12 protein-coding genes are annotated in these 11,309 nt (G+C 71.4%); 8 read left to right on the top strand and 4 right to left on the bottom strand.

The annotated features are described in order from the left end of the window. Nucleotides 1–10 precede the first annotated feature (10 nt). A complete protein-coding gene (gene ligD / locus AB0J04_RS01915; RefSeq protein WP_363166405.1) occupies nucleotides 11–1,048 on the bottom strand; it encodes a non-homologous end-joining DNA ligase in 1,038 nt (345 codons plus the stop codon). Nucleotides 1,049–1,168: 120 nt separating this feature from the next. Beyond that, on the bottom strand, nucleotides 1,169–1,912 hold the full coding sequence (locus AB0J04_RS01910) for a hypothetical protein (protein ID WP_363166404.1): 744 nt from the start codon (nucleotides 1,910–1,912) through the stop codon (nucleotides 1,169–1,171). A 90-nt stretch (nucleotides 1,913–2,002) separates the two neighbouring features. On the opposite strand from AB0J04_RS01910, the gene AB0J04_RS01905 reads away from it, so the two are divergent. Both AB0J04_RS01905 and AB0J04_RS01900 read left to right on the top strand, forming a co-directional pair. Continuing rightward, complete coding sequence (locus AB0J04_RS01905) at nucleotides 2,003–2,647, top strand: PASTA domain-containing protein (protein ID WP_363166403.1); 645 nt, start codon at nucleotides 2,003–2,005, stop codon at nucleotides 2,645–2,647. Between the two features lie 253 nt (nucleotides 2,648–2,900). Further along, nucleotides 2,901–3,992: an ATP-dependent DNA ligase gene (locus AB0J04_RS01900; protein WP_363166402.1), complete on the top strand. Its 1,092-nt coding sequence runs from the start codon at nucleotides 2,901–2,903 to the stop codon at nucleotides 3,990–3,992. Between the two features lie 13 nt (nucleotides 3,993–4,005). Here AB0J04_RS01900 and AB0J04_RS01895 read toward each other — a convergent pair whose 3' ends face one another. Beyond that, the gene (locus AB0J04_RS01895) at nucleotides 4,006–5,196 is read right to left on the bottom strand and encodes an alcohol dehydrogenase catalytic domain-containing protein (RefSeq protein WP_363166401.1); all 1,191 of its coding nucleotides are present in this window, start codon (nucleotides 5,194–5,196) and stop codon (nucleotides 4,006–4,008) included. A 214-nt stretch (nucleotides 5,197–5,410) separates the two neighbouring features. On the opposite strand from AB0J04_RS01895, the gene AB0J04_RS01890 reads away from it, so the two are divergent. Next, complete coding sequence (locus AB0J04_RS01890) at nucleotides 5,411–6,457, top strand: DUF3048 domain-containing protein (RefSeq protein WP_363166400.1); 1,047 nt, start codon at nucleotides 5,411–5,413, stop codon at nucleotides 6,455–6,457. Between the two features lie 27 nt (nucleotides 6,458–6,484). Here the strand turns inward: AB0J04_RS01890 and AB0J04_RS01885 are convergent, their stop codons facing one another. After that, complete coding sequence (locus AB0J04_RS01885; protein ID WP_363166399.1) at nucleotides 6,485–6,949, bottom strand: MarR family transcriptional regulator; 465 nt, start codon at nucleotides 6,947–6,949, stop codon at nucleotides 6,485–6,487. Between the two features lie 198 nt (nucleotides 6,950–7,147). Between AB0J04_RS01885 and AB0J04_RS01880 the strand changes: the two genes are divergently transcribed. From AB0J04_RS01880 to pcaG, 5 genes are read left to right on the top strand one after another with little or no spacing between them, the layout of a single operon-like run. Next, complete coding sequence (locus AB0J04_RS01880) at nucleotides 7,148–7,945, top strand: CoA transferase subunit A (protein WP_363166398.1); 798 nt, start codon at nucleotides 7,148–7,150, stop codon at nucleotides 7,943–7,945. Beyond that, the gene (locus AB0J04_RS01875) at nucleotides 7,945–8,592 is read left to right on the top strand and encodes a CoA transferase subunit B (RefSeq protein ID WP_363166397.1); all 648 of its coding nucleotides are present in this window, start codon (nucleotides 7,945–7,947) and stop codon (nucleotides 8,590–8,592) included. The genes AB0J04_RS01880 and AB0J04_RS01875 overlap by 1 nt, the downstream gene beginning before the upstream one ends. Then, nucleotides 8,589–9,803: a thiolase family protein gene (locus tag AB0J04_RS01870; RefSeq protein WP_363166396.1), complete on the top strand. Its 1,215-nt coding sequence runs from the start codon at nucleotides 8,589–8,591 to the stop codon at nucleotides 9,801–9,803. The genes AB0J04_RS01875 and AB0J04_RS01870 overlap by 4 nt, the downstream gene beginning before the upstream one ends. Nucleotides 9,804–9,821: 18 nt before the next feature. Beyond that, complete coding sequence (pcaH, locus tag AB0J04_RS01865) at nucleotides 9,822–10,595, top strand: protocatechuate 3,4-dioxygenase subunit beta (RefSeq protein WP_363166395.1); 774 nt, start codon at nucleotides 9,822–9,824, stop codon at nucleotides 10,593–10,595. 6 nt (nucleotides 10,596–10,601) lie between these two features. Next, complete coding sequence (gene pcaG / locus AB0J04_RS01860; RefSeq protein ID WP_363166394.1) at nucleotides 10,602–11,207, top strand: protocatechuate 3,4-dioxygenase subunit alpha; 606 nt, start codon at nucleotides 10,602–10,604, stop codon at nucleotides 11,205–11,207. The last annotated feature ends 102 nt before the right edge of the window (nucleotides 11,208–11,309 follow it).

The raw sequence follows: 11,309 nt of genomic DNA, 5'->3' as shown, positions 1-11,309 counted from the left end.
GGCACCCCGTCTAGGACGCCTCCGGCTCGTCCGGCGTTGTCTCGTGCCGGGCCCGGCTGGGCTGTACGCGCTTGGGCTCGCCCGGCATCTTCGGGTACTCCGGCGGATACGGCAGGTCGCCCAGCCCGTGGTCGTGTTCGTCGCGTCGGGCGAGGTCGAGAAGGGCGTCGAGGGAGAAGGCGTGGTCGTCCATGTCGGCGTGCACATCGCCGAGTTCGGCGTAGCGGGTCGGCATGGTCGCGAGGTCGAAGTCGCGCGGGTGGGCCGCACCGACCTCCTCCCAGCGCAGCGGCGCCGAGACGGGGGCGTGCGGGCGGGGGCGTACGGAGTAGGCGGAGGCGATGGTGCGGTCGCGGGCGGTCTGGTTGTAGTCGAGGAAGATCCGCTCGCCGCGCTCCTCCTTCCACCACTTGATCGTCACCCGCTCCGGCATCCGCCGTTCCATCTCCCGGCCGACGGCGATGGCGGCGCGCCGGACCTGGGTGAAGGTCCAGCGGGGTTCGATCGGCACGAAGACGTGCAGACCGCGGCCCCCGGAGGTCTTGGGCCAGCCCCGCAGCCCCCCGAACTCCTCGAGGACGGCGCGCAGTTCGTGTGCGGCGCGGACGGCGTCGTCGAAGTCGGTGCCGGGCTGCGGATCGAGGTCGATGCGCAGCTCGTCGGGGCGGTCGACGTCGGTGCGGCGCACCGGCCAGGGGTGGAAGGTGAGGGTGCCGAACTGGGCGGCCCACAGGACGGCAGCCTGCTCCGTCGGGCACATCTCGTCGGCGCTGCGCCCGCTGGGGAAGGTGATGTGGGCGGTGGGGATCCAGTCGGGCATGTTCTTCGGCGCCCGTTTCTGGAAGAAGGACTCGCCGGTGACGCCGTCCGGGTAGCGCTCCAGGGTGGTGGGGCGGTTGCGCAGGGCGCGCAGGATGCCGGGTGCGACCGCCTGGTAGTAGCGGGCGAGGTCCAGCTTGGTGAAGCCGCGCTCCGGGAAGAAGACCTTGTCGGGGCTGGACAGCCGTACCGTCCGGCCGGCCACTTCCAGTTCCACCGCATCGCCCATGCGAGCCACGGTAGACACACCACTCACAACTCGCATCAGCACGCACACCGGGTGATCCCGGCGATGATCCCGGCGATCAGCAGGTCAGAATCGAACATGCATCCGCACATCCTGGGCGGCCTACCAGTGTTCACCGATCTGCGCCGCCACCGAGAAGTCCGCCTCGCAGTCAGGGCATGTCCCGTCACCGAAGACGTAGGTCAGCGCGCCGGCGACCTCGTGCCGACCGTCGGCGAGCGCGACGGCGTGGAGACGACGGCCGATGCCGTCCAGCTCCGCGGGGTTCGCCGGGCGGAGCGGCCTGGTCTCGACGTCGTCGTCCGCGTCCGCGAGCGCGTAGTCGTCGCTGCAGGCGAAGTGTCCGCGCTCGCCGATGACGATGAACAGATCGGTTTCACAGCCGGAGCAGGAAACCTGATACTCCTCGTTCACCAGCCCCCAGGCCAGATCCTCGCCCCAGCCGACCACGCCCTCGAAGCTCAGCACGGCTTCCAGAAGATAGATGTACTCGGTGGAGTCGGACGCGGTCCGAAGACCGGCGTTCGCCAGCGACAGCAAGGCCGCGATCTCGGCCGCATGCTCCACCCGGACATCGTCGGCTTCCTGCGACGGCTGCGCACCCGCCATGATCGCGCCCGCCAGGGTCAGCGCGTTCACGGTCTGCGCGGGATCGTCCCCGCCGGCCACACCGGCCAGCCACGGGAGCGCCGCGAAGCTGGCTGAATAGACGCTGCCCTGGTGACAGAGCGACGACCACAGATCGCTCCACGACTCGGGGGTGGGGTCCGAGGCGAGCCGGTCCAGCTGCGCGGGTATGTCCTCCGCGGAGCCGTACGCGTGGCTGAGTTTCGACCAGTCCGTCATGCGGGAATCCAACCATGCGGACGGAGACGATGCCGCTGCCCCCTGCCCGTACGCTCACCCTTCATCACAACCCGCACCAAGGGGGCGACCATGGCCGACCGGAAACTCGTCTGCGCGATCACCGCGGGCGTCATCGTCCTCGGTGGCATCGCATCCGCCTGCGACGACAACAGCGGCGCGAGCAGCGGGATCCCGGGTGCCGAGCCCGGCGCGGGGGCTACCGCGGGCAGCGGCGACGCCAGGCCCACCGCCGACAGGAAGACGGTGCCCGAGTTCATCGGCATGGGCCTGCAAGCCGCCCAAGACAGCGCCCAGGCCGCCGGGTTCCGCAGGCTCACCTCCCACGACTCCCTCGGCCGCGACCGCAACCAGATCCTCGACCGCAGTTGGAAGGTCTGTTCCCAGACGCCGGCTGCCGGGAAGAGCGTGTCGACCGACACCGAACTGGACTTCGGCGCGGTCAAGTCGGAGGAGACCTGCCCGGCCGAGGACCAGAGCGCGCCCGCTGACGCCGGGTCGACCATGCCGGACTTCAAGGGAAAGTCCGTGAAGGCCGCACGCGGCGCGCTCGATTCCAGCACCTCCCTCACGGTGACGGACGTATCCGGCGACGACCGTTTCGTGCTCGTGGAGTCCAACTGGCAGGTGTGCACGCAGAAGCCCGCGGCCGGGGCGAAGCTGTCCAGGCAGCCGGTCGAGTTCGGTGCGGTCAAGTTCGGCGAGATCTGCCCCTGACCGGACCGGGGACCCCGGCGGTGGAGCCGGCCTACGACGATTCGCCGCTTCGGACGTCGGCATGGGTGCACGAGGCCATGGTCAGCGGGGTGCCCGAGGCAGTCGTGGCGAGCATGTCCACGCAGTGCTTCTTGAGGCTCCGGACATCCTGAGGCCGATCGGCGGACCCCCGCCGCACGGGACCGTGAGCGCTGTTTTCTGGACGGGCACGCGTAACGGGCGGACGCCATGGACCGCTCGTAGAGTCGGAAACATGGATCTACCGGTGATGCCGCCCGTGAAACCGATGCTCGCCAAGTCGGTGGCGGCGATCCCGCCGGGCATGCAGTACGAGGCGAAGTGGGACGGTTTCCGGGCGATCGTGTTCCGCGACGGCGACGAGGTGGAGCTGGGCAGTCGCACCGGGAAACCGCTTACCCGCTACTTTCCCGAGCTGGTGGAGGCGGTGCGGGAGCGGGTGCCGGAGCGGTGCGTGCTGGACGGCGAGATCGTGATCGCCCGGGAGGGGCGGCTCGACTTCGACGCCCTCACGGAGCGCATCCACCCCGCGGCCTCCCGGGTGCGCACCCTCGCCGAGCGGACGCCGGCGTCGTTCGTCGCGTTCGACCTTCTGGCGCTGGCCGACCAGTCGCTCCTCGACGTACCGCTCGCCGACCGGCGCGCGCTGCTGACCAGGGCGCTCGCCGGAGTGACGCCCCCCGTGCACCTGGCGCCGGCGACGACCGACGCCGAGGTGGCCCGGCGGTGGTTCGACGAGTACGAGGGCGCGGGCCTGGACGGTGTGATCGCCAAGCCGCTCACCCTGCACTACCGCCCGGACGAGCGCGCCATGTTCAAGATCAAGCACGAACGCACCGCGGACGTCGTCGTCGCCGGTTACCGGTTCCACAAGAGCGGGCCGGTGGTGGGCTCCCTGCTGCTGGGCCTGTACGACGACCGGGGCGTCCTCCAGCACGTCGGAGTGTCCGCCGCCTTCGCCATGAAGCGCCGGGCGGAGCTGATCGAGGAACTGGAGCCGCTGCGCATGGCGGACGCGGCCGGGCATCCGTGGGCGGCCTGGTCGGACGAGGCCGCGCACGAGACTGCACGACTGCCCGGGGCGCCGAGCCGCTGGTCGGGCAAGAAGGACCTGTCCTGGGTGCCGCTGCGGGCCGAGCGGGTGGCCGAGGTGGCCTACGACCACATGGAGAACGGGGCGCGGTTCCGGCACACCGCCCGCTTCCGCCGCTGGCGCCCGGACCGCACCCCGGAGAGCTGCACCTACGCGCAGTTGGAGGAGCCGGTGCGCTACGACCTGGCGGAGATCCTCGGAACACCGCCGGGAACGGCCACGGAACCGACCTGATCCACAACCGGTTTCACGGTGTCATCAGGATCTTCACCGCGCCGTCCTGCTTGCGCTGGAACATCTCGTAGGCGTGCGGGGCCTCGGTCAGCGGCAGGCGGTGGGTGGCGAAGTCGTCGGCGCCGAGGGGGTCCTCGTCCGTGAGGTAAGGAAGAATCTCGTCGCTCCAGCGGCGCACATTGGCCTGGCCCATGCGGATCTGGAGCTGCTTGTCGAACAGGGTGAGCATCGGCAGCGGATCGGCCTGGCCGCCGTAGACGCCGACCAGGGAGAGGGTGCCGCCGCGGCGCACCAGCTCGATGGCGGTGTGCAGGGCCGCCAGCCGGTCGACGCTGAAGCGTTCCGCGAGCGGGCCGCCCAGTTTCCGCGGCAGCAGCGCGGAGGCGTTCTGGACCATCCGGGCGACCGCGCTGCCGTGCGCCTCGGTGCCGACGGCGTCGATCACGGCGTCGGGGCCGCGGCCGTCGGTCTCGTCCCGGATCGCGGCGACGAGCTCCTTCTCGCCGTCGAAGCTCCGCAGGTCGTACGTCTCCACGCCCCGCGCGCGGGCCCGGCGCAACCGGTCGCCCACGAGGTCCACGCCGAAGACCCGGCCCGCGCCGCGCACCTGGGCGCCCCGGCAGGCCATGTCGCCGATGGGTCCGAGACCGAGCACGGCGACGCTGCCGCCCTCGGGGACGTCCGCGTAGGCGACGGCCTGCCAGGCGGCGGGCAGGACGTCGGAGAGGTAGACGAAACGGTCGTCCGGCGGGCCCTCGGGCACCTTGATGGGGCCGAACTGGGCCTGCGGCACGCGCAGGTACTCGGCCTGCGCGCCGGGCACGGCGCCGTACAGGCGGGTGTAGCCGAACAGGGCGGCGCCCATGCCCTCCCCGGTGACCTGGGTGGTCTCGCACTGGGTGGGCAGCGCGTTGAGGCACATCCAGCAGCCGCCGCAGGCGATCTGGAAGGGCACCACGACCCGGTCCCCGGCCCGGAGGTCGGGAACGCCCGCGCCGACCTCCTCGACGATGCCCATCGGCTCGTGGCCGAGGATGTCGCCCGGCGTCATGAACGCGGTGAGCACCTCGTACAGATTCAGGTCGGAGCCGCAGAGTCCGGTGGACGTGATGCGGATGACGGCATCCGTCGGCTCCTGGATCGTCGGGTCGGGCACGGTGTCCACCTGTACGTCCCGCTTGCCCTGCCACGTCACTGCCTTCATCGTGCCGCGCTCCCTCCGCCGGCGGACACGTCCCGGCGGGTCCGGGCGTCCCGGGTCCCGGCTGCGGCCCGGGTACCCGGGCCGCCGTCCCCGAACCACGCCAGCCACCCGCCGCCCGCCGCCGCCACCTCGAGGTCCGCCGCCCGCCGCCGTCACGCATAGCCACTTTCGAACGGACGAGCGCACAATCGAGACACGAAACGGGGTGACCGAGATGGGCACGAGTCGTGCGAGACGTTGGAGTCGTTCGAGACGTACGGCGGGCGAAGGGCGCGCCCGGCGCTCCCCCGCCGCGGCGGCGCTGCCGGCGACGGCGCTGGCCATCGCCCTGGCGATATGCCTGGCGGCGGGCTGCACGACGAGCCGCGAGCCCTCGCCGGACGACGACGGCCGCAGCGCGTCGGAGCAGCGCAGTCCGAGCGGCAGCGCCGACCCCACCGCCGTCGCCGGCTCGGTGCTCGCCGTGAAGATCGACAACGCGCCGGCCGCCCGGCCGCAGACCGGTCTCGACGCGGCGGACATCGTGTACGTCGAGCAGGTCGAAGGCGGACTGAGCCGGCTGATGGCCGTGTACGCGACCAAGCTGCCCGCGGCCGTGGGTCCCGTGCGCAGCGCCCGTGAGTCCGATCTGGAGCTGCTGCGCCAGTTCGAGCAGCCGCTGCTGGCGTTCTCCGGCGCGCAGGGCAAGCTGCTGCCGCTGATCGACCGGGCGCCGCTGGACGCCGTCACGCCCGAGGAGGCGTCCGGCGCCTACTTCCGTGGAACGGACCGGGCCGCGCCGCACAACCTCTACCTGCGGCCCAGCCGTCTGCTGCCCTCCGCGCCGGGCGCCGCCGCGCTGACCACGGGCTTCCGCTACGGGGCCGCGCCCTCCGGCGGCGAGGCGGCGGCCTCGCGCACCGTGCGCTACCCGGCGGCCCGCTTCACGTTCACGTGGTCCGCGAGCAGGGCCCGCTGGCTGGTCTCGGAGGACGGCACGCCGACCGTGTCGGCCGACGGGCAGCGGTCGGCGCCGGCCACGGTGGTCGTGCAGTACGTGAAGGTGCGCGCGTCGGGCTTCCACGACTTCCTCGGCAACAACACGCCGTACACCGAGACGGTGGGCTCGGGGAAGGCGGAGGTGCTGCGCGACGGACGCGCCTACGACGTGAACTGGACACGGCCGACGGCGGCGGACGGCACGGACTTCACGACCGCCGACGGCGAGCCGGTCGCCTTCGCCCGGGGTCAGGTATGGGTCGTGCTCGCGACTGCGCCCTGATCGGGCCCGGCGCACCCACCGGCCCCGTCAGGACGACGGGACCAGCGGCTCCCCCGGGTTGCGCAGCCCCTCCGCCGCGTCCGAGACGCGCTGGATGAGTTCGAGGAACTGGGTCTGCTCCGCGGCCGAGAGCGGGGACAGGAAGACCTGGTTCATCCGGGCCGTGCGCACGGTCAGCTTGCGGTGGGTGCGCAGTCCGTCCTCGGTGAGCCTCAGCAGGAAACGGCGTCCGTCCTGCGGATCGCGGACCTTGTCGAGGAGCCCTCGGCGGATGAGCCTGCTGATGACCTCGGCGACGGTGGAGCGGTCGAGCCCCACCCGCTCCCCCACCGTGCGCTGGTCGAGGCCCGGCTCGGCGACGAGCGCGTTGAGGACCGCGAACTGCGGGGAGGTGATCTCCTCGGAGACCATCGTGTTCCACAGCAGGTAGTGCGCCTGCTGCAGCCGCCGGGCCAGGTGCCCGGGGTGGCTGGTGAGGTCCACCGCGGCCATGTGCACTCCCGTCGTCGGAACCGGTCTCCAATTAGTCTGTGTACTGAACAATACCCAACCGGCAACCGCGTGTCTCCGCACACCCGAGACGGACGCCATCATCCGAGGCCTTGACGCTGCGGCGCGCGGATGGCAGCGTGTGAAACCTCGCTGAAATACTCAGTGCGCTGATTAATTCGCAGAGATGAGGCTGCACGCATGGACAAGGTGGTCGCCACGGCCCTGGAGGCGGTGGCCGACGTGCCGGACGGCGCGTCGCTGGCGGTGGGTGGATTCGGGCTGAGCGGCGTGCCAGGCGTCCTCATCCAGGCCCTGTACGAACGGGGCGTCACCGGACTGTCGGTCGTCTCCAACAACTGCGGTGCGATGGAGTCGGGCCTCGCGGTGCTGCTCGCCGCCGGTCGGATCGCCCGGGTGACCGGTTCCTACATCGGCGCCAACAAGGAGTTCGCCCGCCAGTACCTGGGCGGTGAGCTCGAGGTCGAGATGATCCCGCAGGGCACGCTCGCCGAGCGGCTGCGGGCCGGCGGCGCCGGCATCCCCGCCTTCTTCACCCCGGCGGGCGTGGGCACGCAGGTCGCCGAGGGCGGGCTGCCGTGGCGCTACGACGGCGCCGGCGGCGTCGCGCTGGCCTCGCCGCCGAAGGAGGTCCGGGAGTTCGACGGCGTGGAGTATGTGCTGGAGCACGGCATCCGCACCGACTTCGCCCTGGTCAGGGCCGCCAAGGGCGACCGGCACGGCAACCTCGTGTTCAACAAGTCCGCGCGCAACTTCAACCCCCTCTCCGCGATGGCCGGAAAGATCACGATCGCCGAGGTGGAGGAGCTTCTCGAGCCCGGGGAGATCGACCCGGACGCGGTGCATCTGCCCGGGATCTTCGTACAGCGCGTGATCGCGCTGACCCCCGAGCAGGCGGCGGACAAGAAGATCGAGCAGCGGACGGTCTCCACGCCCGCCGCGCAGGGCACGGCGGCAGAGGGAACGGTGAGCGAGTGATGGGCTGGACCCGCGAGCAGATGGCCGCCCGCGCCGCGCGCGAGCTCCAGGACGGCCAGTACGTCAATCTCGGCATCGGACTGCCGACGCTCATCCCCAACTACCTCCCGGCCGACGTCGAGGTGGTGCTGGAGAGCGAGAACGGCATCCTCGGCACCGGGCCGTACCCCACCGAGGACGCCGTCGACCCGGATCTGATCAACGCCGGCAAGGAGACCGTGACGGTCCTGCCGGGCGCGTCCTACTTCGACTCGGCTCTGTCGTTCGGCATGATCCGCGGCGGACACATCGACGTCGCCGTGCTCGGCGCGATGCAGGTCTCCGAGCGCGGCGACCTGGCGAACTGGGCGATCCCCGGCAAGATGATCACCGGGATCGGCGGGGCGATGGACCTGGTGCACGGCGCCCGCACGGTCATCGTCGTCATGACCCACACCGCCAAGGACGGCAGCCCCAAGATCCTCACCGACTGCGCGCTGCCGCTGACCGGGAAGCGTTGCGTGAACCGGATCATCACCGACCTCGGCGTCCTGGACGTCACCGAGGAGGGCCTGCTGCTGGTGGAGACCGCGCCGGGCGTCACCGCCGAGGAGATCGTGACCAAGACCGCCGCCGAGGTCCGGGTGGCCGAGGGGATCCAGTCATGAGCAAAACTCTCAAGACCGTTTACATCGTCGACGCCGTCCGCTCCCCGATCGGGCGCTACAACGGCGCCCTGGCCGCGGTGCGCCCGGACGACCTCGCCGCCCACGCCATCCGTGAACTCCTCGCCCGCACGCCCGCGTTGGACCCCGCCCGGGTCGAGGACGTGTACTTCGGCAACGCCAACGGGGCCGGCGAGGAGAACCGCAACGTCGGCCGCATGGGTGCGCTGCTCGCGGGCCTGCCCACCTCCGTGCCCGGCGTCACCGTCAACCGGCTGTGCGCCTCCGGCCTGGAGGCGGTCGTCCAGGCGGCCCGCGCGATCGCGGTCGGCGACGCCTCCGTCGCCGTCGCCGGCGGGGTGGAGTCGATGACCCGGGCGCCGTACGTGCTGCCGAAGTCGGATCGCGCGTTTCCCGCCGGGCACGCCGAGCTGTACTCGACCACGCTGGGCTGGCGGATGGTCAACCCGAAGATGGACCCGCAGTGGACGATCCCGCTGGGCGAGTCGGCCGAACTCATCGCCGACAAGCACAAGATCAGCCGCACCCAGCAGGACGAGTTCGCCCTGGCCAGCCACCGCAAGGCCGCCGCCGCCCAGCAGGCGGGCCTGTTCGACGCCGAGCTCGCGCCCGTGTCGATCCCGCGCCGCAAGGGCGACCCGGTCGTCTTCGACGCCGACGAATGCGTCCGGCCGGACGCCTCACTGGAGGCGATGGCGAAGCTCAAGCCGTCGTTCCGGACCGAGGACGGCACGGTGACGGCCGGCAACGCCTCACCGCTGAACGACGGCGCCGCCGCCCTGCTGCTCGTGGACGAGGAGGGGCTGAAGGCGACCGGCCGCGAACCGCTGGCGCGGATCAGCGCCACCGGGGTGTCCGCGATCGATCCGCAGTACTTCGGGCTGGCCCCCGTCGAGGCCGTCAACCGCGCACTCGCCAAGGCGGGCAAGGGATTCGACGATCTGTCCGTGCTGGAACTGAACGAGGCCTTCGCCGCGCAGGTGCTCGGCTGTGTCGCCGAGTGGCCCGAGTTCGACCCGGCGGTCCTCAACCCGCAGGGCGGCGCGATCGCCCTCGGTCACCCGCTCGGCTCCTCGGGCGCCCGGCTCGCCGGCACCGTCGCCCATCAGCTCGCCCGTCGAGGCGGCGGCGTCGGGGTCGCCACCCTCTGCATCGGCGTGGGCCAGGGCCTCGCCCTCGTCCTCGAACGCTAGGGATCTCCAGGAAACACCATGACTCTCACGCAGCATGACATCGACCAGGAGATCGCGGCCGAGCACGCCGCCTACGAGAAGCGCATCGCCGACGGCGCCCCCGTCGAGCACCAGCCGCGCCGCGACTACGCGCCGTACCGCTCCTCCGTCCTGCGCCACCCGAAGCAGCCGCCCGTCGCCATCGACGTGAGCCGGGACCCGGAGCTGGTGGAGCTGTACTCCCCCGCGTTCGGCGAGCGGGACATCACCGAGATCGACAACGATCTGACCCGGCAGCACAACGGCGAGCCGATCGGTGAGCGGATCACGGTCTCCGGCCGGCTGCTGGACCGCGACGGGCGTCCGATCCGCGGTCAGCTGGTGGAGATCTGGCAGGCCAACTCGGCGGGTCGCTACGCGCACCAGCGCGAGCAGCACGACGCGCCGCTGGACCCGAACTTCACGGGCGTCGGCCGCACGCTGACCGACGACAGCGGTTTCTACCACTTCACCACCGTGCAGCCGGGCCCCTACCCGTGGCGTCAGCACGTCAATGCCTGGCGGCCGGCCCATATCCACTTCTCGCTGTTCGGCTCGGCGTTCACCCAGCGGCTCGTGACGCAGATGTACTTCCCCAGCGACCCGCTGTTCCCGTACGACCCGATCATCCAGTCGGTGACGGACGACGCGGCCCGCCAGCGGCTGGTCGCGACCTACGACCACAGCCTGTCGGCGCCGGAGTTCTCGATGGGCTACCACTGGGACATCGTTCTCGACGGGCCGCACGCCACCTGGATCGAAGAAGGACGCTGACCTGCCATGACGAAGATCGACACGAGCCGTCCGGAGACCGTGCTCCCCACTCCTTCGCACACGGTCGGCCCCTTCTACGGCCATGCCCTGCCGTTCCCCGGCGGCGGTGACATCGCCCCGGCCGGCCACCCGGACACGATCGCGCTCCAGGGCTATGTGTACGACGGCGAGGGAAACCCGCTGCCGGACGCGTTCCTGGAGCTGTGGGGCGCGGACCCCGAGGGCGATCTGCCGCAGGTCGACGGCTCGATGCGGCGCGACCCGTCGAGCGGCGGCTTCCTCGGCCGCAACGGCGTCGAGTTCACCGGCTGGGGCCGGATCCAGACGGACGCGAACGGCCACTGGTCGGCGCGGACGCTGCGGCCCGGCGCGCGCGGGCAGAGCGCCCCGTACCTGAGTGTGTGCGTGTTCGCGCGCGGTCTGCTCGTCCACCTGTTCACCCGGATCTATCTGCCCGGCGACGAAGCCGCGCTGGCCGCCGACCCGCTGCTGCGGCAGGTGGACCCGGCGCGCCGCGACACGCTGATCGCGACGCGCGGGGAGCTGGGGACCTACCGTTTCGACATCCGCCTTCAGGGCGAGGGCGAAACGGTCTTCCTGGAGTTCCAGTGACAGCTGCTCACTCCGGTTCTTCTACCGGTTCTCCTGCCGGTTCCTCTACCGGTTCTTCTACCGGTACTTCCGGCGATGCTTCGTCCGACGCCCGGTCCGACG

This window comes from Streptomyces sp. NPDC050263 (assembly GCF_040655955.1).
GTDB lineage: Bacteria > Actinomycetota > Actinomycetes > Streptomycetales > Streptomycetaceae > Streptomyces.
This window is presented reverse-complemented; position numbering and strand designations above follow the sequence as displayed.